The sequence below is a fragment of the Rubrivivax gelatinosus genome, from assembly GCF_016583785.1.
Lineage (GTDB): Bacteria > Pseudomonadota > Gammaproteobacteria > Burkholderiales > Burkholderiaceae_C > Rubrivivax > Rubrivivax gelatinosus_B.
This window is the reverse complement of sequence record NZ_NRRU01000046.1, coordinates 17,381-42,171: the sequence shown is the minus strand read 5'-3', so window position 1 is coordinate 42,171 and position 24,791 is coordinate 17,381. Positions and strand designations below refer to the sequence as shown.

Sequence of the window (24,791 nt, the reverse complement as noted above, 5' to 3'; positions counted from 1 at the left end):
CATAGCGAGGTGGTCCCACTCCTTCCCATCCCGAACAGGAAAGTGAAACGCCTTTGCGCCGATGATAGTGCGGGTTCCCGTGTGAAAGTAGGACATCGTCAGGCTATTTATTCGAAGGCCCGGTTCATAACGAACCGGGCCTTTTTCTTTGCGCCGACGAATACGCCTAAAGGCGACCGCACCAAGCCGAATCAGCCAGGCACGCCAAATACCTGCCGCAGATAGGCGAGAAATCCGGGGTCGTCGCACATCGTCTTGCCGGGTGCGTCGGATATCTTCGCCACCGGTTGACCGTTCACCCGCGTCAGCTTCATCACGATGTTCAGGGTCGGCAGGCCGCAGTCGTTGGTCAGGTGCGTGCCGATGCCGAAGCCGCACTGGGTGCGGTCGGCGAAGTGTCGGTACAGCACGATGCAGCGCTCGATGTCCAGCGCATCTGAGAACACCAGGCGTTTCGTCGCCGGGTCGATGCGCAGCTTGGCGTAATGCGCCAGCGCCTTCTCGCCCCATTCCACCGGGTCACCGGAGTCGTGGCGGATGCCGTCGAACAGCTTGGCGAAATAAAGGTCGAAATCGGCGAGAAACGCGTCCATGCCGACGACGTCGGTGAGCGCCGTGCCGAGGTCACCTCGATATTCCTGGACCCAGGCCTCGAGCGCGGCCTTCTGATGGTCGCGCAACCGCACACCCAGGCCTTGGAAGGTTTGCAGGTACTCGTGCGCCATCGTCCCGATCGGGACGATATCCAGGTCACGTGCCAGCAACACGTTGGACGTGCCGGTGAACATCTCCGGCAACTCCCGGTGCAGTGTCGTCAACACTTCGCGCTGCCAGGCGCCGGAGAACCGCCGGCGCAGGCCGAAATCGAAGAATCGGAACGGATGCCGGCAAGCCGGCTCGGCGGCGAAAGCCCGTAGCCGGCCGACTTTCGCCTTCAGCCGCCGCCGTCCTTCGTCCAGCGTATCGGCTGTGGACACGCGTCGGAAGTACAGCTCGTTGACGATCGCGAGCACGAAGATCTCGAAGGCCATCACGTGGACCTGCGGGCCTTCGACGACGATCCGGAGTTCAGGCCCCTCTGTCGAGACACGCACGAAACCGCGCTGGAACCGGAAGATGCGCAAGAAATCGACGAAGTCCGACTTGATGTAGCGAAGGCCGCCAAGATACTCGAGCTCGTCGGCTTGGAACGAAAGCTCGCACAGCTGATCGATTTCGGCCTGCACCGCCGGGGCCAGCTCGGCCAACGCGAAGGCGCTGGTATTGCGGCAGACGAAGCGGTACTGCGCCTGCGTCGCCGGATGGCGGTGCAGCATCGCCTGCCACATCGAGAACTTGTAGAGATCGGTGTCCAGCAGGCTGCTGATGACGGGTTGCACTCGGCTTCCTTCAGGTATCCGTGCTGCGCCGCTGGCGCACGCCGCGTTCGGCCATGGCGGCCAGAAATGCTTGATGCTGCGGCTCGAAACCCGCCACCGGGCTCATGCAATCGCTCAGCATTTCGATGCGGCCGGGTCGGCCGCTGGGCAGATGTTCGAGGAGGTGCTCGACCGTCGCCTTCACGCAGTGGCTGCTGGCTTCGCCGGCGACCCAGATGCGCTGCGAGCGATCCAGGCGCGCCAGCAAGTCCCGGTTGAGCAAAGTCGCAGGGTCCTGCTGGTCGGGTACCTCGGCTTCGAGCGCGCTGTAATGTTCGGTCCAGGGGTTGTCGCCCTTGAACAGGTATTGCACCGGCCGCAGCCGGCGGGCCTCCCAGCGGTCGCAGGCCGCCCTGACGGCGGCGTGTACCAGGTGGCCCCAACTGCCGATGCGGCAGTGTTCCGGCCAGACCATCAGCCCATAACGGCCCCGCGCCTCCAACGCGTCCAGATACGCGAGCACACGCGCCAGCGCCGACGGATCGCGGGGAAGGAAGCTGCCGTCGCGCACCTGGGCCGCGGCTATCGGCGTGAAGGGCGCGACGGCGCCGCCGGTCGCGTCCTGCCAGAACGGCGGGTGGGCGATGTCGATGCGGTGGTGCGAATCCAGCGTCAGCGTGATCGCGTCGATGTCGGTTGCCCGCGCATCGATGAACGCCGCGAGCCGCAGCATGTCGGCATGAGCGCCCGCCACCGGCAGCGCCGGCAGCAAGCGCTCACCGGTTGCCGGGTCGAGCGTGCACCAGCCGGGCGGCAGGTCGCAGAAGTCATTCTGCGCATCGATGATCAGCAGCTGATTACGGTCGGGGTCCATCAAGCTCCTCGTCGCGCGGCATGCTACGCCACGCTCTGTGTTCCCTCGTGCGCCTCAGCCGAGGGCGATCTCGCGATGTTCGGCGGCGCTGCGGCGCCCGGCGTCGAGCAAGGCCTGCACCTGCAGCGCTTCATCGTTCGTCACCGGGGCAACACCTGCCCATCGTGCAGGGCCTCGCGCAGCGCCGCATAGAAGCGGGGGTAGGCGCCGGGCTCCAGCAGCACTGGATCGGCTCGTCCGTCGCCATGCCAGAGCCGGCCGCAGCGTGCGTCGCGGCCCCAGTCGGCGGCCGTCGGGTCGCGGCCGGCGCTCAACGCCTCTTCCTGCGGGTCCAGCCCGTCGACCCTGAAAGCAGCCTGGTCGCCCAGCAGCACGAAACGTGGCCGGGCACAGGCTGCCAGCATCCCCGCGTGCAGCCGGGCGCGCAGTCCCCCATGCGGGCCATCGTCCCAGCGCAAGCGGCAGTCGAACCAGTCGTCCGCGCCGGGCCCGGCGCGCTGCACGGCGAGGTCCAGCGTGATGCCGGCCGGCGGCCCGAACAGCTGCAGCGCCTGGTCCAGCAGATGCGGGCCCAGGTCCATCCAGATGCCGGCACCCGGCCCGGCACGCTCTCGCCAGCGCTCGCGGCGCTGCGGGCGGAAGCGGTCGAAGTGGGAGACGAACTCGGTCACACGCCCCAGCTCGCCGGACGCGAGCAGCCGGCGCAGCGTCAGGAAGTCACCGTCCCAGCGCCGGTTGTGGAACACACACAGCTGGCGTTCCATCTGGCCCGCGAGCGCAACCAGCTCCCGGGCCTGCGCAAGATCGAGCGCGAACGGCTTGTCGACGACGACGTGGCACCCCGCCCGTAGCGCCGCCGCGGCCCATTCGTGGTGGCTGTCGTTCGGGGTCGCGACGACGACCAGATCGACCGCGCCGCCGGCAAGCAAGGCCTGCGGCGTCTGCACGACGACCTCGGCGCCGCATTCGGTGCGCACGCTGTCGGCCACCTCGGCCGGGTTGCGGCTGCCCACCGCCGCCAGCCGCATGCCCGCCGTGGCCCGGATCAGCGGCGCATGAAACCCACGCGCGGCCTTGCCCCAGCCTATCAGTCCCACCCGCACGTCCGTCATCGGCGCTCCTGCCGCGGCATCCGCCTTGCCCGTCGCCGCGCATTCTGCAGCCCGAGCCCACCGATGATCGAAACGCCCCGCATCATGCTGATCCGCCATGCCGAGAAGCCGCGAGAAGGCGAATACGGGGTGGCGATCGACGGTTCGCCCTCGCCGCAGTCGTTGTCGGTCGTCGGCTGGCAGCGTGCGGGCGCACTGGTGCGCCTGTTCGTGCCGTTGCCGTTGCCGTCCCGCTCGCCGATCCTGCGGCCGTCCCACGTTTTCGCCGCCCACCCGACCGAGACCCATCCGTCGCCGCGGCCTCGCGAGACCGTCACGCCGCTCGCGCAGGCGCTGGGCCTGCAGGTCGACGAGTCCTGGTCGGACGACGATGACCCGGCGCGTATCGCCGCCGCGCTGCGTGATCTGAAGGGCCCGGCGCTGGTGTGCTGGCGCCATCGTTCGTTGCCCGTGCTTGCCGAAGAACTGCTGCAGCGCGCCGAGGTGCCGCGCCACTGGCCCGAGGCGCGCTTCGACCTCGTCTGGATCGTCTCCGGCGACGGCCCGCGCTGGACCTTCTCGCAGCTGCCGCAGCAACTGCTGCCCGGCGACCGCGCCCAGTCGGTGCCCCGGCGCGTGCCGGCTGCCGGCGTGCGGCGCTGATGGCCGCCTGAAGCCGCTCAGCGCGGCAAGGCGTAGGCGATGACGTGATCGCCGGCGCGCGTGCCCAGCGAACCGTGGCCGCCCGCGACGACGACCAGGTACTGCCGCCCGTCGGCCCCCAGGTAGGTCATCGGCGTTGCCTGGCCACCCGCGGGCAGGCGGGCGCGCCAGATCTCGCGCCCTGTGGAAGCTTCGTAGCCGCGCACATAGTCGTCCAGCGTGCCCGACAGGAAGGCCAGGCCGCCTGCGGTCAGTACCGGCCCGCCGAGACTGGGTACGCCCATGCGAAACGGCAGCGGCAGGGGCGACAGGTCGCGCACCGTGCCGTTGCGGTGCTGCCAGATGCGGTGCCCGCTGACCAGGTCGACGCCGGCAACGTAGCCCCAGGGCGGAGCCTGGCACGGGATGCCCAGCGGCGAGGTGAAAGGCGACAGCCGCACCGCGTACGGCGCACCGAAGTTCTCGTTCAGCGCCGGCAGGCTGTCGTGCGGCCGTTCCTCGCCCTGCACGACCAGCGCCCGGTCGTCCGGCCGTGCCACCAGCTGCGAGACGAAGGCCAGGTAGGCCGGCGTCGTGAACGCGGTCTGGCGCGCCGGGTCGACGGCGATGCCGCCCCAGTTGAAGACGCCGAAGTTGCCCGGGTAGACCAGCGAGCCCTGCAGCGACGGCGGCGTGAACCTGCCTTCGTAACGCAGGCGACGGAACGCGATGCGGCAGGCCAGCTGGTCGAACATCGTCGCGCCCCACATGTCGTGCTCGGTGAGCGGCCGCGGGTCGAAGGACAGCCCCGACTTGGGCTGCGTCGGCGCGCTGCGTTCGCCCGGCATCGTGGTGCGCGGTGCCGGCAGTTCGCTCACCGGCAGCAGCGGCTGGCCGCTGCGACGGTCGAGCACGAAGATCTCGCCCTGCTTCGTCGCCTGCACCAGGGCCGGCACGGTGCTGGCGCCGACGCTCAGCTCCAGCAGGCTGGGCTGGGCCGGAACGTCGTAGTCCCAGAGGTCGTGGTGCACGGTCTGGAACACCCAGCGCAGGCGCCCGGTCGCGAGTTCCAGCGCCACGACCGACGAGGCGAAGCGCTCCGACGCCGCGCCGCGTTTGGCGCCCCACTGGTCGGGCGGCTGGTTGCCCATCGGCAGATAGATCAGGCCCAGCGCCTCGTCGACGGCGGCCACCGACCAGCTGTTGGGTGAACTGGGCGTGTAGTGCTGCCCCGGCGGCAGCGGTTCGGTCTGATCGGGCCGCCCCGGGTCCCAGTTCCACAGCAGTGCGCCGGTTTCGGCGTCGAAGGCGCGGATCACGCCCGAGGGTTCGGCCACCGAGACGTTGTCCAGCACGGTGCCGCCGACGACGATCCGGTCCCCCGCCACCGCCACCGGAGACGTCGAGTAGTAGCCGCCCGGGCGGCGGTGCGGCATGCGGTCCCAAAGGTCGATCGAGCCGCCCGCGCCGAAGTTCTCGCACGGGCGCCCGCTGGCCAGGTCGAGCGCGTGCACCCGGCCGTCTATCGTCGGCATGTAGAGCCGGGCGGCGCAGAAGTCGCTTGCGGCGCTGCCCGCCGGCGGCGGCCGGTAGGACAGCCCGCGGCAGGTCTGATGCTGCAGCGCGAGCGTGCCCAGGCCCTGTATCGGCATGGCGCGCCGCCAGAGCGCCGAGCCCGTCGTCGCGTCCAGCGCGATCACGACCTGGTGCGGTGTGCACAGCAGCAGGCGGTTGCCGATCTTCAGCGGCGTCACCTCGTAGGTCGTCTCCACCGGCTCGCCCGGCCGGCCGCGAACGTCGCCGGTGCGGTACTGCCAGGCGACCTGCAGCCGCTCGACGTTTTCCGGCGTCAGCTGGGCCAGCGGCGAGTAGCGCCGCCCGGCGTTCGTGCCGCCCCAGGCGTGCCACTCGCCGTCAGGGACCGAGTGGTCCTGCGGGGTGCGGCCCAGCGCCGGGGGCGTGGTTCCGGCCAGTTCGTGCGGGTCGTGCATCCACGAACCCGCCGCGACCAGCGCGAAAGCCGCGAGCACCGACCCGAGCAGCAGCGCCGGCCCGCGCGGGTGCCGGCTGCGCCGCCAGTCGTCCTCGTGCACCAGCCCGCGCTGCACCCAGGGCATCAGCAGCCACAGGCCGAGCACGAAGATCACGTCGCCGCGTGCCGCCAGCGGCCACCAGTCGAGCCCGGCTTCCCACAGCGACCACAGCAGCGTGATGGCGACGACCGTGGCGTACAGCAGCAGCGCCGACGGCTGCCCCCGCAGCAGCATGACGCCGGTGGCCAGCAGCAGCGCGCCGGTGCCGGCGTAGTACCAGGAGCCGCCGATCACGGCCAGCCACAGGCCTCCAGCCAGCAGCACGATGCCGCTCAGCAGGACGACGAAGCCGGTGAGCAGCGGCGGGCGGGGTGCCTGGACCATGGATGCATGGGCGGGCAGGGCCGCCGAGTCGGGGTTCGGCGCCGAGGCAATCGATGTGCCGCCGGCATGCGGTTTGCCGCCCGCGGCCGAGGAGAAAACGATGACCAGCTTCCAGGGCACGCACACCCATGCATTGACGCTTGAAGCGTTCAGCTACGAAGGGGAGTTCGAGGACGCGGGAGCGGGCGTGCTGCGCTGGCGTGCCCGCGTCAGCCGCGACGGCTCGCAGGTCACGCTGACCGGCGACGTGCTTCCGCAGCCGCCGGCCGGTGCACCGCTGCAGGCGGTGCTGGCTGCGCTGCACCGGCGCATCGACGCGATCGGCTGATCAGGCGACCGTGCCCAGCAGCGTGTCGATCGCGTGCAGCAGCCGGTCCACGTCCAGCGGTTTGGTCAGGTACAGGTCGACGCCGGCGTTGCGTGCGGCCTCGATGTCCGAGGGCAGCGCGCTGGCCGAGATCACGATGCACGGCATCGCCAGCCCGTCGCGCTCGCGCATCTCGCGCAGCAGTTCGAGGCCCGGCCGGTCGGGCAGGAACAGGTCCAGCAGCAGCAGGTCGGGGGCGCTGCGACGCGCCAGTTCCAGCGCTTCGGCGGCGCTGCCGGCGATCGACAGCTCGACCCCGGGCCGCCAGTTGAAGAAACTCTGCAGCAGCACCGCGTTGACCGGGTTGTCTTCCACCGCGAGCACACGTCCGCGCAGGTCGTCGCGCGACTGCAGCGCACGCGGCGGCGCCGGCGGCGGTGCCTGCGAAGCCGCGGCCGGCAGCGCGAATCCGAACTCGCTGCCGCGGCCGGGCTCGCTGCGCACCTCCAGCGTGCCGCCCATGGCCTCGACGAGTTCACGCGTGAGCACCAGGCCGATGCCGGTTCCGGGGATGCCGCTGCTCTCGCGTCCGAGGCGGTTGAAAGGCTCGAACAGCGACTTCTGCTGCGCCTGCGACATGCCCAGCCCGGTGTCGCCGACGGCGATGCGCCAACTCGCGACGTCGCGCCGCACCTCGACGACGACGTCGCCGTCGGGCCGGTTGTACTTGATCGCGTTGGACACCAGGTTGGCGAGCACCTGGCGCAGCCGCGTGCGGTCGGCCAGCACCTGCAGCCGGCCCTCGGGCAGCGCGCGGCGCAGCGTGACCCGGCGCGCCGCCGCCGGTGCGTCGGCCTCGTGCAGGACTTCGTCGATCAGCGCGCCCAGGTCGACAGCCGCGCTGTCCAGGCGCACGGTGCCGGTCTCGATCAGCGACAGATCGGTCAGGTCGGCGATCAGGCGTTCCAGGTGCCGCCCGGCGTCGGCGATGTGGGCGACGGCCTGGCGGTGCTCGGCTGCCAGCGGCACGACGGCGCCGCGCTGCAGCATCTGGGCGAAGCCGACGATCGCGTTCAGCGGCGTGCGGATCTCGTGGCCCAGGCGTGACAGGAACTCGCTCTTGGCCCGGCTCGCACGTTCGGCCACCCGCTGCGCCTCGAGCGCGGCCTGCGCGCGCCGCTGCTCGGTGATGTCCCAGATCACGCCGACGACCGAGCGCCCCGGGGCGGGGCAGCCCTGGCTCAGCCGGCCTTTGGCTGCCAGCCAGCGTGGCTGGCCGTCGGGCAGCCGGATCTCGAACTCGACGCTGTCGGCCTCGCGGCCGTCGCGCAGCGGTGCCACCCAGGCGGCCAGGCGCGCGATCTCGGCCGACGCGACGGCCTCGCGCACGATCTGCTGCGGGCTGCCGCCGTCGGGATGGCCGAACAGGCGGAAGGTCTGGACGTTGAAGTGCAGCGGCTCGCTGCCGTCGTAGCGAAGCTCGAAGGTGCCGATGCCGGCGGCCTCGGTCGCCAGCGCCAGGTGTTCGGCCAGCGCCAGGCGTTCGTGCTCGTCGCTGGTGACGTCGACCAGCCAGGCGGCGAGGCGGTCGTCGTCGAGCTTGAGCAGCCCGAGCGCCAGCACCTGCTCGCGTGCCGGCATGCCGGGCAGACGCAGCGTCACGCGCCGGCCTTCGAGCACCGTGCCGCGCGGGGCGTCGAAGGCCGCGACTTCCGCGCGCAGCGTCGGCAGCGTCGGCTCGAGCACGTCGAACAGGTTCTCGAGCGCCGAGTTCGGCGCCAGCGGCAGCAGCAGCTGGGCGGCGCGCGGCGTCATCAGCTGCACCTGGCCATCGCCGTCGGTCTGCAGCATCGCGACCGGCGCGCGATAGAGGAATTCCAGCAGCGAGAGATCGTGCGAGCCGGGGCCTTCCATCGGCATCAGCCGGGGCGTTGGAGCGCGATGTAGCGCAGCCGCGCGTCCGGCTGCGACAGCAGGCGCAGGCGCACCCGCGTCGGTCGCATGCGCCAGGTGAGCACGTAGTCGATCGTCGCGTCCAGCGCCAGCCCTGCCGCCGCGGCGTCCTCGAAACGTTGCGCGACGAGGTAGTTGTTCATGCAGAGCGCAATGTCGGTGAAAAGGTGGTGTCCGACAACCTTGTCGACCGGCAGGCTGGCGTGCCGCGACTCGTGCAGGTTGTAGCACCGGACGAAGCCGTCGGCGTCGAAACCGATCACGCCGAAGTCCAGTGCGTCGAGCGCGGCCGAGTCGAGCTGTTCCAGCCTGAAGATCAGGCCGTCAGCATCGAAGCCGGGCAGAGGCGGCTGGCTCATGCGCACCTTCGGTTCGGCTGCACGCGGCGGCCGGGGCGGTTGGAATTTTGGCGATTACACCACCGATGCCGCGTCGAGGCGATGGCGGCGTGGCGGGCGACGGTCGCGTGCCCGCCACGCTGCGCCGGCGCACGAGGGCGCCGGGCTCAGCCCTTCGGATAGCGCGCGAAGCTGCGCGCGCGGCCGTTGTGTTCGACCAGCAGCACGTCGTAGACCTCGTGCTGGTCGCCGACTTCCATGCCGGGCGCGCCGACCGGCATGCCCGGCACCGCCAGGCCGATCGCCACCGGCTTCATCACCAGCAGCCGCTTGACCTCGGCCGCCGGCACGTGGCCCTCGAGCAGATAGCCGCCGACGCGCGCCGTGTGGCAGCTGCCGTACACCGCCGGCATGCCCAGACGCGCGCGCGTGGCGTCGATGTCGTCCACCTCGGTGACGCTGACCACGAAGCCCGATTGCTGCAGGTGCTTCACCCAGGCGCCGCAGCAGCCGCAGCTCGGGTTCTTCCAGACCTGGACCGGCGGCAGTGCCGGCGCGGCGAAGGCGCTCGCCGCCGGCAGCGCGGCCGCCCACGACAGGAGCAGTTGGCGGCGCTTCATTTGACGATCACCTTTCCGACCATGCCGGCCTCCAGATGGCCGGGCAGCAGGCAGGCGAACTCGAAGGTGCCGCGCTGCGTGAACTGCCAGACGATCTCGCCGCTGGCGCCCGGCGCGAGCCGCAGCGTGTTCGGGTCCTGGTGCGCCATCGCCGGGTCGGCGCGCATCGCCGCCGCGTGTTCGCGCAGCAGTTCGGGCGTGCCGATGACGAACTCGTGCTCGAGCCGGCCGCCGTTGGCGCCGACGATGCGCAGCGTCTCGCCCCGGCGCACGACGATCGTCGCTGGGTCGAAACGCATCGTGTCGTTCATCACGACGCGCACGCTGCGGCTGGCGGCCCCGGGTTTGCCGGGGCGGCCGTACGGGGTGTCGGCGTCGTGGCCGTGGGCTGCGCCGGGGCTGGCGGCGTGTCCGTGTGCCGCGCCGTGGCCGTCGTGGCCGGCGTCGGCCCAGGCGGTGGTCGCGAGCAGGGCGCTGGCGACGGCCAGCGCCGCCTGGCTGAATGCGTGTTTCAAGTGAACTCCTGTGCGGGTCCGCACCGTCGCCCGCGTGCCGAGCTGAGGCTGCGCGCGCCGGTGCCGTGCTGCGTGCCGCGAACCTGCGGCACGCCGAGAGGGGGTGACACACCCCCCGGGCCGTGCTCAGGCCGTTCGCGGTGGGCGTTCCAGGCCGCCGGGCACGTAGCCGGTGGCTGGTGTGGCCGGAGGGGGAAAGACGTTGGCGGCAGCTTCGGCCGCGGCGACGGTCGTCGTCGGCGTGCCGGCCAGCGGCAGCAGCGAACAGAAGGCGGCGCAGCTGCCGGCCTTCATGCCGCAGCCTTTGTCGGCATCGGCGGAAGCCGCTCCTGCATCGTCGTGCTCGTTGCAGCAGGCGTCGTGCGCAACGGTGACCGGTCCGGCCTGGGCCGCGTGGACGACCTCGGTCGCGAGCATCGTCACGGCGGCGAAGCCGCGCAGCGGCAGCAGGGCCGCGAGCAGCACGACGATCCAGACGCTCAGGCGCTTCACGGCTGCGGAGGTTAACACCGGGTCAGACGCCAAGCCGTGTGCCCGTGCCGCTTCAGGCGCCGCTGCCGCCGGCCAGCGACTCGAGGATGGGGCACTCCGGCCGGTCGTCGCCGTGGCAGCAGCAGACCAGGCGTTCCAGCGTCGCCTTGACCGCCTGCAGTTCGGCCAGCTTGGTCTCGATCGCGGCCAGATGCTGCTCGGCCAGGGCCTTGACCTGCCGGCTCGGGCGCTCGCGGTCGTGCCACAGGCCGACCAGTTCGCGTATCGGCTCGAGGCCGAAGCCGAGGTCACGCGCATGGCGCACGAAACGCAGCGTGTGCACGTCGCGTTCGTCGTAGCGGCGATAGCCCGCGGCGCTGCGTGCCGCCGGCGGCAGCAGGCCGACGCTCTCGTAGTGGCGGATCATCTTGGCGCTGACGCCCGAGGCGCGCGCCGCGTCGCCGATGTTCATCGTGGACCTCTCGGGTGCCAGCGGCGCAGCAGCAGCGCGTTGGCGACGACGCTGACACTGGACGCCGCCATCGCCGCGCCGGCGACCACCGGGCTCAGCAGCCCGAAGGCCGCCAGCGGGATGCCGACCACGTTGTAGACGAAGGCCCAGAACAGCCCCTGCCGGATCTTGGCGCGGGTGCGGCGCGAGACCTCGATCGCGTCGGCCACCAGCCGCGGGTCGCCGCGCATCAGCGTGATGCCGGCGGTTTCCATCGCGACGTCGGTGCCGGTGGACATTGCGATGCCGACGTCGGCCGCGGCCAGCGCCGGCGCGTCATTGAGCCCGTCGCCGACCATCGCGACGCAGCGGCCGCCGGCCTTCAGCGCCTGCACGACCGCGGCCTTGTCGCCGGGCAGCACCTCGGCGTGCACCTCGTCGATGCCGAGCGCGGCGGCCACCGCCTCGGCGCTGCCGCGGTTGTCGCCGCTCAGCATCACGGTGCGCAGGCCCGCGGCCTTCAGCCGGGCGACGGCTTCGCGGGCGCTGGGTTTGATCGTGTCGCCGAACGCGAACAGGCCGAGCAGTTCGGCGCCGCCCTCGGCGCGGCGGCGCGCCAGCCAGGAGACGCTGCGGCCGGCCGCCTGGTGGCCGGCGGCGGCCGGTGCCAGCGCGCCCGGCGCGACGCCCAGTTCGTCCATCAGCCGCGTGCTGCCCAGCACCAGCGCGGCGCCGTCGACGCGCCCCTCGACACCGCGGCCGGCCAGCGCGCGTGCGCCATCGACCGGTGGCAGCGCAAGCGAATCGGCCGCCGCGCGCGCCAGCAGCGCACGCGCCAGCGGGTGTTCGCTCGCCTGCTGCAGCGCGGCCGCGGCACGCAGCAGTTCGGCGGCGTCGACGCCAGGAGCGGGTTCGAGGGCCACCAGCGCCGGCCGGCCTTCGGTCAGCGTGCCGGTCTTGTCGAAGGCAACGATCTGCAGCGCATGCGCCGTTTCCAGCGCCTCGGCGTCGCGGATCAGGATGCCGTGGCGCGCGGCGACGCCGGTGCCGGCCATGATCGCCGTCGGCGTCGCCAGCCCGAGCGCACACGGGCAGGCGATGACCAGCACCGCGACCGCGTCGATCAGCGCCGCCTCGACGCCGGCGCCGGCCAGCAGCCAGCCGGCGAAGGTGAGGGCGGCGATGCCCAGCACCACCGGCACGAAGACCGCGCTGACGCGGTCGACCAGGCGCTGGATCGGCGCCTTCCCGGCCTGCGCCGACTCGACCAGGCGGATGATGCGCGCCAGCGTCGTCTCGGTGCCCACGGCCAGCGTCTTCACCAGCAGCAGGCCTTCGGCGTTGACCGCGCCGCCGGTCGCGCGCTCGCCCGGGCCGCGCGCCACCGGCAGGCTCTCGCCGGTGATCAGCGATTCGTCGAGATGGCTGTTGCCGGCCACGACCTCGCCGTCGACCGGCACCCGTTCGCCCGGGCGCACGACGACCAGGTCGCCCAGGCGCACCGCGTCGACCGGGACGTCCTGGTCGACGCCGTCGCGGCGCACGCGAGCGGTCGCCGGGCGCAGCGCCTGCAGCGCGCGGATCGCCGCGCTCGTCTGGCGTTTGGCGCGCGCCTCCAGCCACTTGCCCAGCAGCACCAGCGTGATCACCGCGGCCGAGGCCTCGTAATACAGATGCGGCATGCCATGCGCGCTGCCATGGCGCAGCAGCAGCCAGCTCGACAGGCCCCAGGCGGCCGAGGTGCCGAGTGCCACCAGCAGGTCCATGTTGCCGCTGCCGGCACGCAGCGCCTTCCAGCCGGCGCGGTAGAAGCGGGCGCCGAAGACGAACTGCACGAGGCTGGCCAGCACCAGCTGCCAGAGCCCGGGCAGCATCAGGTCGCGCCCGGCAAGTGCCGCCAGCATCGGCGCCACCAGCGGCAGCGTCAGCACGCTGCTGGCGGCCACCGGCGCCCAGTCGGGCCAGGCGGCGGCGGCCGGTGCGGGGGCGCTGTCCGGGCGCGCGCCGTAACCGGCCTTCTCGATCGCGGCGACCAGCGCCTGCGTCGAGACGGTCGACAAAGCCTGCACCGTCGCCTTCTCGGTCGCGAGGTTGACGCTGGCCGAGAGCACGCCCGGCAGCTTGGCGAGCGCCCGTTCGACGCGGCCGCTGCACGACGCGCAGCTCATGCCGGCGACCTGCAGCGTCGTGTCGGTGACGGCGACGCCGAAGCCGGCGCGGCGCACCGCGTCGGCGAGCACCGCGGCCGCGACGCCACGATCGGCGGTGACCGCGGCACGTTCGGTCGCGAGGTTGACGCTGGCGTCGTGCACACCGGGCAGCTTCTTCAGCGTGCGTTCGACACGCGCGACGCAGGATGCGCAGCTCATGCCGGTGACCTGCAGGCTGAGCGCCTGGGTGTCGCGGGTGGGGGTGGCGGTGTTCATCGCGGGGCTGGTGCCTGCATTGTCGACCGGATGCAGGGTCGACCTTCCCATCGTGGCAAGGTCAAGCGAGCGGCGCGGTGGTCGCCCTGCGCTCGGCAGGGTCGGCCGTGCGCGGCGAGCGCACAAGACAAAAAGGGTCAGTTCTTGCGAACTGACCCTTTGAATCGTTGGCGGAGTGGACGGGGCTCGAACCCGCGACCCCCGGCGTGACAGGCCGGTATTCTAACCAACTGAACTACCACTCCAGTGGTCAGTAAGAACTTGCGTTTGCTTGCTGACCGAGCCCACTACTATAGCACCGGTTCAGTGCAATGCAACAGAAATTTTGCATGGCCGACAAAATGCACTGCGACGCTCAGAGCGTCGCCCGGCCGACCAGCCCCGCGATGCGGCGCAGCAGGCCTCGCGGTGTCGCCCCGGCAGCCAGCGTCGTCGCCCGGTTGATCCAGCCCGGCACGCAGACCACCTCGCCGGCCAGGCAGGCGCGCACGCCCTCGGCGGCGACCGCGTCGGCGTCGCCGACCAGCGCCGGCGGCAGGCGCGACAGGCGCGGGTTGCGCGCCGCGGCGGTCTCCAGCATCGAGGTCGCCGTGATGCCGGGGCACAGCGCGGTCGCGCTGACGCCGCTGCCGCGCAGCTCCTCGGCCAGCGCCTCGGTCAGCGAGAGCACGAAGGCCTTGGTCGCGGCATAGGTCGCCAGACCCGGCAGCGGCTGGAACGCGGCGATGGACGCGACGTTCAGCACCCGGCCGTGGCCGCGGTCCAGCATCGCCGGCACGAAGGCGGCGAGCATCTCGACGACGGCGCCGACGTTCAGGTCCACCAGCTCGCGCTGGCGCGAAACCGGGGTCTCGACGAAGGGGTTCTGTTCCAGCACGCCGGCGTTGTTGACCAGCAGGTCGATGCGGCGGCGTTTGCGCGCCAGCGTCGCCGCCAGTTCGGCGGCCGCGCCGGCTTGCGCCAGGTCGCAGGCGACGGCGTCGACGCGCACGCCGTACTCGGCCTTCAGCGCCGCTGCCAGTTCGTCCAGCCGCGCCTGGCGGCGCGCGACGAGCACGAGCGCAAAACCCTCGTGCGCCAGCCGGCGCGCCAACGCCTCGCCGATGCCGGCGGAGGCGCCGGTGACCAGGGCCGTCTCGGCCGGGCTCGGGTTCGGGGCGGGGTCGCGCATCGGGGCCTTTCGACGTCGGCTCGGCCGCGCGGAGCTGCGCGCCGTCTCCTTATGATCGCCGGCAACCGGGGCGCGGGGCCGTGCCGCCCCGCAAACACAGGAGACACCCGATGCTGACGATGGATCGCGAGGCCGCGGCGCTGGTGCTGGTCGACTACCAGGGCCGGCTGATGCCGGCGATCCACGGCCACGCCGAGGTGCTGGCCTGGGCGCTGCGCCTGGCCGACATCGCGCTCGCGCTCGAGGTGCCGGTCATCGGCACCGAACAGAACCCGGCGCGGCTGGGCCCGAACGACGAGCAGTTGCGCAGCCGCTGCGCGACGACGCTGGCGAAGTCGCATTTCGACGCCTGCCGCGACGGCCTGGTCGACGCTCTGCAGGCCCTGCCGCGGCGCCCGCGCCAGGTCGTCGTCGCCGGCTGCGAGGCCCACGTCTGCCTGCTGCAGACCACGCTGGGCCTCATGCGCGCCGGTTTCGATGCCTGGGTCGTCGAGCCCGCCTGCGGCTCGCGTGCCGCGGCCGACAAGGCGCTGGCGATGGCGCGGCTGGCGCGGGCCGGGGCGCACATCGTCTCGGTCGAGATGGTCGCGTTCGAGTGGCTGGAGCATCACGAGCACCCCGCGTTCCGCCGCGTGCTGCCGGGGCTGAAGAGCCGCCCGGACATCGGCTGAACGCCGGCGCCGCGGGCTGCCGCTTGCGACCTGTCAGGCCGCGCCCGGCCCGTGCCCTGACAATCAGGGGTCTTTCAAACTCTTGCAGCAGGCGTTCCCACCGATGTCCATCTTGCGCGGCGTATTCAATGCCTTGGCCGTCGGCCTGAACACCGTCGGCGTCTTCTCGTTGATGATGCCGCCGACGCTGCTCAAGCGCATCTTCCCGTCCGGGCCGGTGCGCCGGGCTTGCGACCACCTGCTCAATGCCCTGGCCAGCGGCTGGGTCGGCAACAACAACGCCTGGATCGCGGCCTCGTCGCGCTCCGCCTGGGACGTGCAGGGTGTCGACGGCCTGGACCGTCGCGGCTGGTACCTGATCTCCTGCAACCACCAGAGCTGGGTCGACATCCTGGTGCTGCAGCGTGTGTTCCACGGCCGCGTGCCGTTCCTGAAGTTCTTCCTGAAGGCGCAGCTGATCTGGGTGCCGGTGATCGGCCTGGCCTGGTGGGCGCTGGACTTCCCGTTCCTGAAGCGCGGCAAGGGCCGCAACTCGCGCGAGTCGGACCTGAAGTCGGCACGCGAGGCCTGCGAGAAGTTCAAGCTCATCCCGACCTCGGTCATCAGTTTTTTCGAAGGCACGCGCTTCACGCCGGCCAAGCAGGCCGAGCAGGGCAGCCCCTACCGCCACCTGCTCAAGCCCAAGATCGGCAGCCTGGGCGTGGCGCTGGCGACGATGGGCGAGCAGTTCCAGGCGCTGCTGGACGTCACCATCGTCTACCGCGACGGCGCGCCCACCTTCTGGGACCTGCTCAGCGGCCGCCTCGGCCCGGTGTCGGTGCGGGTGCGTGTCATCGAGATCCCGCGTGAACTGGTCGAAATGGCCGACCACATGCTCGACCGCGGCTACCGCCGGCGCCTGACGGCCTGGGTCGAGCAGCAATGGCAGGAGAAGGACGCGCTGATCGACGAACTGCTGGCCCAGGCGCCGCCGGTGCGCGCCGGCTGAATCAGATCAGCCGCGGCCGCGGCGTCGGTTCGTCCCGGGCCGCCGGGTGGCTGCGTGTCACCATCAGCCCGCCGCACAGATACAGCCCGTTGAGCATGCGGCTGGCGCGTTCCAGGCTCATGCCGGGCCAGCGTGCGATGTCGCGCAGCGCTGCGGCGTCCTGCTTGAGCTTTTGCATCGCCGGCCGCAGCGCGCCGCTGGCCCCGGGGCGCTGCTCCAGCGGCCCCGGCGCCAGCCGGTAGGCGGCGCGGCCGCCGATCTCGGCCAGCAGGCGCGAGCGCGGGCCTTCCATCGCCAGGCGCCAGAGCAGCGGCGCCAGCGGCCGGTAGCGCCCGGCGTCGGCCGGCTCCTGGCGCCAGTGGCCCGGCGGCCGCACGCCCGGGCGTTCGACCCCCAGCACCTGCATGCCGGTCAGCACCGGCGCCGGTTCCAGGTCGACCAGGTCGCGCGGGGCGTGGTAGAGCTGCTGCTGCGGAAAGATCGTCAGCGGCCAGACCCAGGGCGCGCATTGCAGGCACACCAAGGCCGCTTCGCGGTGGCGCAGGCAGGCGGCGACGACTTCGAGCGGGTCACCGGAAGCCGGGTCGTCGAGCAGGCGGTCCAGGTCGGCGAGCAGCGTGGTCGACAGCAGCGACGGGCCTTCGCCGCGCTCGAACGGCAGTTCGCCGCGCCCGTCGCGCTGGCGTAGGAAGGCGCTGATCCGCCAGAGCGTCGAGGCGTCGAAATCCCGCATGGCCGATGCTGCTGCGCTAAGTGTGTGCCTGCCAACTTAGGGGTTGGTTGGCCGCGTTGGCGGCGTGGAATTCGCTGCCGCCGGCAACTCGCCGGCCTTCGACCCGGCCGCTAGCATCGGCCCATGCAGGGTGAACACCGCGTCACGATCGAACCGGCCGGCTGGGCATTCGCCGTTCCTGCCGGGCACACGCTGCTGCAGGCGGCGCTGGCGGCGGGCCTGCGGCTCCCCAGTTCGTGCCGCAACGGCAGCTGCCGCGAGTGCCGCTGTCGCCTGCTGGACGGGCGCGTGCGCCACACCATCGCCTGGCCGGGGCTGGACGCCGACGAGAAGGCCGAGGGCTGGATCCTGCCCTGCGTCGCCGAGCCCTTGTCGGACCTGCGCCTGGACCAGCCGCGCGCGCGGCGCGACGGTTCCGGCTAGGCCGTGCCCGCGGGCGGCCGCGGCAGCGTGACGACGAAGACCGCGCCGGCGCCGGGCGTGCTGCTGACGGCGAGCCGGCCACCATGGCGCTCGACGATGCCGTAGCTGATCGACAGCCCGAGCCCGGTGCCCTTGCCGACGGCCTTGGTCGTGAAGAAGGGGTCGAAGATGCGCGACAGGTGTTCGGGCGCGATGCCGGGGCCGTCGTCGGCGAAGACGATGGCCCAGGCCCGGCCGCCGTCGGCCGGCTCGACGGCGATGCGCAGCTGGCGGCCCGGCAGCCCGGCGCAGGCATCGGCGGCGTTCTGGATCAGGTTCATCGTCACCTGCAGCAGCTGGCCCGGGCTGCCGAGCACGACGGCGTCGGCCGGCGGCGGCGTGAAGACGACGTCGAAGTCGGGTGCCGTGCCTTTGCGCACCCAGTGGATCGCGCGTTCGACGACGCTGTCCAGCGCGAGCCGGGTGTGGTCCTCGCGGTCGACGACCGAGAAGCGCCGCAAGCCGGCGACGATGTCGGCGGTGCGCTGCGCGCCTTCGGCCATGCCGTCGACCAGCGAAGGCAGGTCGGCCAGCAGCGCGTCGATGCGCAGGCGCTCGCGCGCCGCCTGCAGCGCCGGCGGCTGCGGCGCTGCGTGCACGGCATCCAGGTACTGCTGCAGGCGTTCACCGTAGCGGCGCAGCGCCGCCATGTTGCCGAGCACGAAGCTGATCGGGTTGTTCAACTCGTGCGCGACACCGGCCACGAGCCGTCCGAGCGAGGCCATCTTCTCCGAGTGCAGCAGCTGCTGCTGAGTCTGCTTGAGCGCCTCGTGCGTCTGGCGCAGCTCGTGATAGGCGCGTTTCAGCTCGCCCATCGGCCGGCCGACGAAGACGTGGCCGGCCAGGCGTCCGGCGGCGTCCTGGCGCTCGGAGCAGTTGAAGTCCACCGGCACGCGCTGGCCCTGGACGTCGACGAGCTGCAGCTCGGCGCTGGCCGGCGCCTGGCGTGCCTGGGCGACCAGCGCCTGCATGCGCCGCGTTTCGTCGCCGTCGGCCAGCAGCGCCGCCACCGGCGTGCCGCGCAGCGCGTCGTCGCTGCGGCCGACGAGTGCACACAGCGCCGGGTTCGTCTCCTCGATCTCGCCGGCCCGGTTGCAGGCCACGAGCACGTCGCTCATCGACGCCAGCAGGCCGAAGATGAACTGCTGGCTCTGCTCCAGCGCCGCGTTCTTCTCCTCCAGCGCCACCTCGTCGGCGATCAGCTGCGAGTAGACCTCGTCCATCTTGTGGATCACGTCGACCCAGGCCGACTCGTCCAGCCCCTCGGGGCGGGCGGTCTCGGCGGGCAGCTCGGGGCGCGGGCGCGGTGGAGACGTCGGCATCTGCGGGCGGCGCGGCGCGGGGTTTCAGGGGCCGTCGCGGTTGAACATTGCCGCCAGGTGCGCCTCGCCGCGGTCGAGTATGAAGTAGCGGAAGGCTTCGGCGGCCGGCGACAGCTGCTTGGCCGCGGTGTTGACGATGTTCCAGCGCCGCATCAGCGGCAGGCCTTCGACCGGCGGCACCGCGATCAGCCCGCTGTTCCATTCCAGCCCCACCGTGTGCAGCGACAGCAGGCTCACGCCCATGCCGGCCATCACCGCCTGCTTGATCGCCTCGTTGCTGGGCATCTCCATGATGAAGGTGGGTTTGAGGCGGTGCAGGTCCAGGTACTCCTGCAGCGCGGTGCGGGTGCCCGAAGCCGGCTCGCGCACGATGAAGGGCTCGTTGGCCAGGGCCGCGGCGGGCACGCTCTCGGCGTGTGCGAAGCGGTGCTCGGGCGCGGTGACGAGCACGTGCGGGTGTTTGGCGAAGGGCTCGGCGCGGCTGGCGAAGTCCACCGGCGGGCGGCCCATCACGCACAGGTCGACCTCGTTGGCCGCCATCAGCGCCACCAGTGCCTCGCGGTTGCCCAGGCGCAGGCGTACGTCGATCGACGGATGTTCGGTGTGGAACTTGGCCAGCAGCTGCGGCAGGAAGTACTTGGCGCTGCTGACCATGCCGATCGTCAGCCGGCCGCTTTCCAGCCGCGCGAACCGTGCCATCGCGTCCTCGGCCTCCTTCAGCGTGCCCAGCAGCCGGCGCGCGTAGACCAGGAAGTACTCGCCCGCGGTCGACAAGGACATGCGCCGGTTGGCGCGGTCGAACAGGCGGTGGCCGACCTGCGTCTCGACTTCCTTGATCTGCAGCGACACCGCCGGCGGCGTCAGGTGCAGCACCTCGGCCGCACCTTGCACGCTGCCCTGGCGCGCGACCTCGACAAAAACCCTCAGTTGGCGGAAGGTGATGTTCACTTAAGTTTTTACTTAACCAAGTGTGTGGAAAGTCTAACTGTTCTTTATTCGTTTGGCTTCGTAGAGTCATCGCACACCCGCTCGGAGACCACCGCATGAACAAGCCTCACGAACCCGGCGCCACCGGGGACCAGATCCTCGACAAGAAGCAGCGCTACAGCGCCGGCGTTCTGAAGTACCGCCAGATGGGCTACTGGGACGGCGACTACGTGCCCAAGGCCACCGACGTCGTCTGCCTGTTCCGCATCACGCCGCAGGAAGGCGTGGATCCGATCGAAGCCGCCGCCGCCGTGGCCGGCGAGTCCAGCACCGCGACCTGGACCGTGGTCTGGACCGACCGCCTGACCGCCTGCGACAGCTACCGCGCCAAGGCCTACAAGGTCGAGCCGGCGCCGGGCCGGCCGGGCGAGTTCTTCGCCTGGGTCGCCTACGACCTGATCCTGTTCGAAGAAGGCTCGATCGCGAACATGACCGCGAGCCTGATCGGCAACGTCTTCAGCTTCAAGCCGCTGAAGGCTGCGCGGCTGGAGGACATCCACATCCCGGTCGCCTACGTCAAGACCTTCAAGGGCCCGCCGACCGGCTTGATCGTCGAACGCGAGCGCCTGGACAAGTTCGGCCGCCCGCTGCTGGGTGCGACGACCAAACCCAAGCTGGGCCTGTCGGGCCGCAACTACGGCCGCGTGATCTACGAAGGCCTGAAGGGCGGGCTGGACTTCATGAAGGACGACGAGAACATCAACTCGCAGCCCTTCATGCACTGGCGTGACCGTTTCCTCTACGTGATGGACGGCGTGAACAAGGCCAGCGCCGCCACCGGCGAGGTCAAGGGCAGCTACCTGAACATCACCGCCGCGACGATGGAGGACATGTACGAACGTGCCGAGTTCGCGAAGGAACTGGGTTCCATCGTCGTCATGGTCGACCTGGTGATCGGCTGGACCGCGATCCAGAGCATCGCCAACTGGGCGCGCAAGAACGACATGCTGGTGCACATGCACCGCGCCGGCCACGGCACCTACACGCGCCAGAAGAACCACGGCGTCAGCTTCCGCGTCATCGCCAAGTGGCTGCGCCTGGCCGGCTGCGACCACCTGCACACCGGCACCGCGGTCGGCAAGCTCGAAGGCGACCCGCTGACGGTGCAGGGCTACTACAACATCTGCCGCGACAGCTACACCAAGCAGGACCTGCCGCGCGGCCTGTTCTTCGACCAGGACTGGGCCGACCTGCGCAAGGTCATGCCGGTGGCCTCGGGCGGCATCCACGCCGGCCAGATGCACCAGCTGATCGACCTGTTCGGCGACGACGTGATCCTGCAGTTCGGCGGCGGCACCATCGGCCACCCGGCCGGTGTGCAGGCCGGCGCGGTGGCCAACCGCGTGGCACTCGAAGCGATCGTCAAGGCGCGCAACGAAGGCAAGGACATCAAGAACGAGGGCCCCGAGATCCTGCAGAAGGCGGCCCAGTTCTGCACCCCGCTGAAGCAGGCGCTGGACACCTGGAAGGACGTCTCGTTCAACTACGCGAGCACCGACCAGTCCGACTACGCGGTCACGCCGTCGACCTCCGCCTGAAGCCCGCCCGAAGGAGCCCCACACCATGATGACCAACCCCACCGGCCGGCTGACGCAAGGCCAGTTCAGCTACCTGCCCGATCTGACGGACGAAGAGATCACGTTGCAGATCGAGTACGGCCTGAAGAAGGGCTACGCCTGGAGCATCGAGTACACCGATGACCCGCACCCGCGCAACACCTACTGGGAGATGTACGGCATGCCGATGTTCGACCTTCAGGACGCCGCCGGCGTGCTGATGGAGCTGAACGCCTGCCGCAAGACCTTCCCGAACCTGTACATCCGGCTGATGGCCTTCGACTCGACGCGTGGCATCGAGTCGATCGCGATGAGCTTCATCGTCAACCGCCCGGCGGTCGAGCCCGGCTTCGGCATCGCACGCCAGGAAGTCAACGGCCGCACGATGCGCTACACGATCCACAGCTACGCGACCGACAAGCCCGAAACCGAAAGGTATTGATCTTCCCCCCCCCCGAAGCGGCTTCGCCGCTCCCCCCCAGGGGGGCGCCGCCAGCAGCCGGGCAGAGCCCGGCTGCGGCGGCAGCTTGAAGCGCTGGCCGAGGTTCGGTCTGGTGCGCCTGGGGTGGCCCAGTTTGAGCGCCGAGCGAGGCCTGGGTGTGAGCGCGAACGGGACCGCTTCCTAGACGCCGAACAGGCGCCGGCATTCATCTGCAAAGCCTGGAACACCGCATGTACCGCATCGCACCGTCCATCCTGTCAGCCGACTTCGCCCGCCTCGGCGAGGAGGTGCGAGCGGTCGTCGCCGCCGGCGCCGACTGGATCCACTTCGACGTGATGGACAACCATTACGTGCCGAACCTGACCTTCGGCCCCATGGTCTGCCAGGCGCTGCGCAAGCACACCGAGGCGCCCATCGACGTGCACCTGATGGTGCAGCCGGTCGACGCGCTGGCCACCGCCTTCGCCAAGGCCGGCGCCGACCTGGTGAGCTTCCACCCCGACGCCAGCACCCACGTCGACCGCACGCTGCAACTGATCAAGGCCGAAGGCTGCCAGGCCGGGCTGGTGTTCAACCCGGCCACGCCGCTGGACGTGCTGGACTGGGTGATCGACAAGGTCGACCTGGTGCTGATCATGAGCGTCAACCCGGGCTTCGGCGGCCAGAGCTTCATCGAGAGCGCGCTGAAGAAGATCGAGCAGGCGCGCCGCATCATCGACGCCTCGGGACGCGACATCCGGCTCGAAGTCGACGGCGGCATCAAGGTCGACAACATCCGCCGTGTCGCCGACGCCGGCGCCGACACCTTCGTCGCCGGCAGCGCGATCTTCAGCCAGCCCGACTACGCCGCGGTGATCGCCGCGATGCGCGCCGAACTCGGCCGCGTGAACCAGGCGGAGCTCGTCTGATGGCCGCGCCGCTCTACACCATCCCCGGCTCCACCACGGCCGCCGCCGTCGCCGCGGCGAGCGCCGCCGAAGAGACCAAGCCGGTGCCGCGCACCGTCGGCGAGGTGCTGGCGCAAAGCCAGGTCGAGGCGGTGATGGACGAGCTCGAGAACGACCTCGTCGGCCTGGCGCCGGTCAAGCAGCGCATCCGCGACATCGCCGCGCTGCTGGTCATCGACAAGCTGCGCCTGAACCTGGGCCTGGCGGCGCAGATGCCCAGCCTGCACATGTGCTTCACCGGCAACCCCGGCACCGGCAAGACGACGGTGGCGATGCGCATGGCCGAGATCCTTCACCGCCTGGGCTACGTGCGCAAAGGCCACCTCGTCGCGGTGACACGCGACGACCTCGTCGGCCAGTACATCGGCCACACCGCGCCCAAGACCAAGGAAGTGCTGAAGAAGGCGATGGGCGGCGTGCTCTTCATCGACGAGGCCTACTACCTCTACCGACCCGAGAACGAACGCGACTACGGCCAGGAAGCGATCGAGATCCTGCTGCAGGTGATGGAGAACCAGCGCGACGACCTGGTCGTGATCCTCGCCGGCTACAAGGACCGGATGGACACCTTCTTCAAGTCCAACCCGGGCATGAGCTCGCGCATCGCGCACCACCTCGACTTCCCCGACTATTCGGGCGAGGAACTGCTGCAGATCGCCGACCGCATGACCGCCGGCATGAACTACCGCTTCGGTGCCGGCACACGCGAGGCCTTCGCCGAATACCTGGAGCTGCGCCTGGCCCAGCCCAACTTCGCCAACGCACGCAGCGTGCGCAACGCGCTCGACCGCATGCGCCTGCGCCAGGCCTCGCGCCTGTTCGCCGAACGTGACCGCGCTTTGACCGAGGCCGACCTGACGACCCTCGCGCCCGAAGACATACGCGCCAGCCGGCTGTTCCACCCGGCCTGACGCACCCGCTTTCAAACCCCGTCGGAAAGCCCACCATGCCCTTGTCCCAACGCTGGACGCTGACGCGCTACCTGATCGAGGAGCGTCGCCGCTTCCCGAGCGCCAGCGGCGACCTCAACGCGCTGATCCTCGACATCTCGCTGGCCTGCAAGGCCATCGCCCGCATCGTCTCCTTCGGCACGCTCGGCGACTCGCTGACGCCGCAGGTCACGGCCGTCGGCGGCGACGTCAACGTGCAGGGCGAGGTGCAGAAACCGCTGGACGTGCTGTCCAACGAGATCTTCATGCGCATGAACGAGTGGAACGGCCACCTCGCGGGCATGGCGTCGGAAGAGATGGAAGCGCCGCACCAGATCCCGGCCAACTATCCGCGCGGCAAGTACCTGCTGACCTTCGACCCGCTGGACGGCTCGAGCAACATCGACGTCAACGTCTCGGTCGGCAGCGTGTTCTCGATCCTGCGCGCACCGAAGGAACTGATCGACTCCGGCCGCGAGGTCACGGTCGACGACTTCCTGCAGCCCGGCGCCGAACAGGTGGCTGCCGGCTATGCGATCTACGGCCCGGTAACGATGCTGGTGCTGACGGTCGGCAACGGCGTCGCCGGCTTCACGCTGAACCACAACCTGGGCGAGTTCGTGCTGACGCACCCGAACCTGCGTGTGCCCGCGGACACGCACGAGTTCGCGATCAACAGCTCCAACAGCCGCTTCTGGGAGCCGCCGGTCAAGCGCTACGTCGACGAATGCCTGGCCGGCAAGACCGGCCCGCGCGGGCGCGACTTCAACATGCGCTGGATCGCCAGCATGGTGGCCGAGGCGCACCGCATCCTGATGCGCGGCGGCGTCTTCATGTACCCGCGCGACACCAAGGACCCGGCCAAACCCGGCCGGCTGCGCCTGCTGTACGAAGCCAACCCGATCGGGTTCGTGATGGAGCAGGCCGGCGGCCGCGCGTCCACCGGGCGCCAGCCGGTGCTGGGCGTCAAGCCGAGTTCGCTGCACCAGCGCATCGGCCTGGTGTTCGGCTCGAAGAACGAGGTCGAGCGCATCGAGCGCTACCACCACGAGCCCGCCGAACGTGAGCCGGTGAATCCGCTGTTCGCCGAACGCAGCCTGTTCCGAGACTAAAAGAGAGA

Annotated in this window: 25 protein-coding genes, 1 tRNA gene and 1 rRNA gene; 11 read left to right on the top strand and 16 right to left on the bottom strand. The window is 70.8% G+C overall.

All coding sequences use genetic code 11. The features are described from left to right. Positions 1-104 (top strand): 5S ribosomal RNA (gene rrf / locus CKO43_RS13505); the annotation flags it as partial. An 87-nt stretch (positions 105-191) separates the two neighbouring features. Here the strand turns inward: rrf and pncB are convergent. From pncB to CKO43_RS13490, 3 genes are all read right to left on the bottom strand, one after another. After that, positions 192-1,379, bottom strand: coding sequence for a nicotinate phosphoribosyltransferase (gene pncB / locus CKO43_RS13500; protein ID WP_200230633.1), 1,188 nt, complete (start codon positions 1,377-1,379; stop codon positions 192-194). A 10-nt stretch (positions 1,380-1,389) separates the two neighbouring features. Continuing rightward, complete coding sequence (locus tag CKO43_RS13495) at positions 1,390-2,232, bottom strand: cysteine hydrolase family protein (RefSeq protein WP_200230632.1); 843 nt, start codon at positions 2,230-2,232, stop codon at positions 1,390-1,392. Positions 2,233-2,372: 140 nt separating this feature from the next. Continuing rightward, positions 2,373-3,344 (bottom strand): oxidoreductase, encoded by a 972-nt coding sequence (locus CKO43_RS13490; RefSeq protein WP_242481163.1) that lies wholly within the window; start codon positions 3,342-3,344, stop codon positions 2,373-2,375. 63 nt (positions 3,345-3,407) lie between these two features. Between CKO43_RS13490 and CKO43_RS13485 the strand changes: the two genes are divergently transcribed. Further along, on the top strand, positions 3,408-3,986 hold the full coding sequence (locus tag CKO43_RS13485; protein ID WP_200230630.1) for a hypothetical protein: 579 nt from the start codon (positions 3,408-3,410) through the stop codon (positions 3,984-3,986). Positions 3,987-4,003: 17 nt separating this feature from the next. Here the strand turns inward: CKO43_RS13485 and CKO43_RS13480 are convergent, their stop codons facing one another. Beyond that, positions 4,004-6,382, bottom strand: a complete 2,379-nt coding sequence (locus CKO43_RS13480) for a membrane-bound PQQ-dependent dehydrogenase, glucose/quinate/shikimate family (RefSeq protein ID WP_200378965.1) — start codon at positions 6,380-6,382, stop codon at positions 4,004-4,006. Between the two features lie 100 nt (positions 6,383-6,482). Between CKO43_RS13480 and CKO43_RS13475 the strand changes: the two genes are divergently transcribed. Then, positions 6,483-6,710 carry a hypothetical protein gene (locus CKO43_RS13475; protein ID WP_200378964.1) on the top strand — a complete coding sequence of 76 codons (228 nt, stop codon included), beginning with the start codon at positions 6,483-6,485 and terminating at the stop codon, positions 6,708-6,710. Here CKO43_RS13475 and CKO43_RS13470 read toward each other — a convergent pair whose 3' ends face one another. The 9 genes from CKO43_RS13470 to CKO43_RS13430 form a co-directional block, all read right to left on the bottom strand. Beyond that, complete coding sequence (locus CKO43_RS13470) at positions 6,711-8,609, bottom strand: ATP-binding response regulator (RefSeq protein ID WP_242481162.1); 1,899 nt, start codon at positions 8,607-8,609, stop codon at positions 6,711-6,713. Further along, positions 8,609-9,001 carry a phosphonate transporter gene (locus CKO43_RS13465; protein ID WP_200230624.1) on the bottom strand — a complete coding sequence of 131 codons (393 nt, stop codon included), beginning with the start codon at positions 8,999-9,001 and terminating at the stop codon, positions 8,609-8,611. Before CKO43_RS13465 ends, CKO43_RS13470 begins: the two co-directional genes overlap by 1 nt. Before the next feature lie 146 nt (positions 9,002-9,147). After that, entirely contained in the window at positions 9,148-9,600 is a 453-nt protein-coding gene (locus CKO43_RS13460; RefSeq protein ID WP_200378963.1) for a DUF411 domain-containing protein, read from the bottom strand. Continuing rightward, positions 9,597-10,115, bottom strand: coding sequence for a cupredoxin domain-containing protein (locus CKO43_RS13455; protein ID WP_200378962.1), 519 nt, complete (start codon positions 10,113-10,115; stop codon positions 9,597-9,599). The genes CKO43_RS13460 and CKO43_RS13455 overlap by 4 nt, the downstream gene beginning before the upstream one ends. Before the next feature lie 126 nt (positions 10,116-10,241). Further along, positions 10,242-10,607, bottom strand: coding sequence for a hypothetical protein (locus CKO43_RS13450; protein ID WP_200378961.1), 366 nt, complete (start codon positions 10,605-10,607; stop codon positions 10,242-10,244). 52 nt (positions 10,608-10,659) lie between these two features. Next, the gene (gene cueR / locus CKO43_RS13445) at positions 10,660-11,058 is read right to left on the bottom strand and encodes a Cu(I)-responsive transcriptional regulator (protein ID WP_200378960.1); all 399 of its coding nucleotides are present in this window, start codon (positions 11,056-11,058) and stop codon (positions 10,660-10,662) included. Next, on the bottom strand, positions 11,055-13,463 hold the full coding sequence (locus tag CKO43_RS13440; protein WP_200378959.1) for a heavy metal translocating P-type ATPase: 2,409 nt from the start codon (positions 13,461-13,463) through the stop codon (positions 11,055-11,057). The genes cueR and CKO43_RS13440 overlap by 4 nt, the downstream gene beginning before the upstream one ends. Before the next feature lie 168 nt (positions 13,464-13,631). Continuing rightward, positions 13,632-13,708: transfer RNA gene (locus tag CKO43_RS13435), tRNA-Asp, on the bottom strand. Between the two features lie 110 nt (positions 13,709-13,818). After that, positions 13,819-14,634: an SDR family NAD(P)-dependent oxidoreductase gene (locus tag CKO43_RS13430; RefSeq protein WP_200378958.1), complete on the bottom strand. Its 816-nt coding sequence runs from the start codon at positions 14,632-14,634 to the stop codon at positions 13,819-13,821. Between the two features lie 110 nt (positions 14,635-14,744). Between CKO43_RS13430 and CKO43_RS13425 the strand changes: the two genes are divergently transcribed. Together CKO43_RS13425 and CKO43_RS13420 are read left to right on the top strand one after the other, a co-directional pair. Further along, positions 14,745-15,305 carry an isochorismatase family protein gene (locus CKO43_RS13425; RefSeq protein WP_200378957.1) on the top strand — a complete coding sequence of 187 codons (561 nt, stop codon included), beginning with the start codon at positions 14,745-14,747 and terminating at the stop codon, positions 15,303-15,305. Positions 15,306-15,408: 103 nt separating this feature from the next. Then, complete coding sequence (locus CKO43_RS13420) at positions 15,409-16,293, top strand: acyltransferase (RefSeq protein ID WP_200230609.1); 885 nt, start codon at positions 15,409-15,411, stop codon at positions 16,291-16,293. Between the two features lies 1 nt (position 16,294). Here the strand turns inward: CKO43_RS13420 and CKO43_RS13415 are convergent, their stop codons facing one another. Then, a complete protein-coding gene (locus CKO43_RS13415; protein WP_200378956.1) occupies positions 16,295-17,026 on the bottom strand; it encodes a hypothetical protein in 732 nt (243 codons plus the stop codon). Positions 17,027-17,149: 123 nt separating this feature from the next. On the opposite strand from CKO43_RS13415, the gene CKO43_RS13410 reads away from it, so the two are divergent. Next, a complete protein-coding gene (locus tag CKO43_RS13410) occupies positions 17,150-17,449 on the top strand; it encodes a 2Fe-2S iron-sulfur cluster-binding protein (protein WP_200378955.1) in 300 nt (99 codons plus the stop codon). Here the strand turns inward: CKO43_RS13410 and CKO43_RS13405 are convergent. Further along, positions 17,446-18,810, bottom strand: a complete 1,365-nt coding sequence (locus CKO43_RS13405) for a sensor histidine kinase (protein WP_200378954.1) — start codon at positions 18,808-18,810, stop codon at positions 17,446-17,448. The two genes, CKO43_RS13410 and CKO43_RS13405, sit on opposite strands and share 4 nt — an antisense overlap. Positions 18,811-18,834: 24 nt before the next feature. Continuing rightward, positions 18,835-19,758, bottom strand: a complete 924-nt coding sequence (locus CKO43_RS13400; protein WP_200230604.1) for a LysR substrate-binding domain-containing protein — start codon at positions 19,756-19,758, stop codon at positions 18,835-18,837. 95 nt (positions 19,759-19,853) lie between these two features. Between CKO43_RS13400 and CKO43_RS13395 the strand changes: the two genes are divergently transcribed. The 5 genes from CKO43_RS13395 to CKO43_RS13375 all read left to right on the top strand — a co-directional run bounded on the left by CKO43_RS13395 (position 19,854) and on the right by CKO43_RS13375 (position 24,783). Next, positions 19,854-21,335 carry a form I ribulose bisphosphate carboxylase large subunit gene (locus CKO43_RS13395; protein ID WP_200230602.1) on the top strand — a complete coding sequence of 494 codons (1,482 nt, stop codon included), beginning with the start codon at positions 19,854-19,856 and terminating at the stop codon, positions 21,333-21,335. Positions 21,336-21,360: 25 nt separating this feature from the next. Further along, positions 21,361-21,795, top strand: a complete 435-nt coding sequence (locus tag CKO43_RS13390; protein ID WP_200230600.1) for a ribulose bisphosphate carboxylase small subunit — start codon at positions 21,361-21,363, stop codon at positions 21,793-21,795. Between the two features lie 230 nt (positions 21,796-22,025). Next, positions 22,026-22,703, top strand: coding sequence for a ribulose-phosphate 3-epimerase (rpe, locus tag CKO43_RS13385; RefSeq protein WP_200378953.1), 678 nt, complete (start codon positions 22,026-22,028; stop codon positions 22,701-22,703). Next, on the top strand, positions 22,703-23,653 hold the full coding sequence (gene cbbX / locus CKO43_RS13380; protein ID WP_200378952.1) for a CbbX protein: 951 nt from the start codon (positions 22,703-22,705) through the stop codon (positions 23,651-23,653). Before rpe ends, cbbX begins: the two co-directional genes overlap by 1 nt. A 35-nt stretch (positions 23,654-23,688) precedes the next feature. Continuing rightward, positions 23,689-24,783: a class 1 fructose-bisphosphatase gene (locus CKO43_RS13375; protein ID WP_200230596.1), complete on the top strand. Its 1,095-nt coding sequence runs from the start codon at positions 23,689-23,691 to the stop codon at positions 24,781-24,783. Positions 24,784-24,791: the final 8 nt, after the last annotated feature.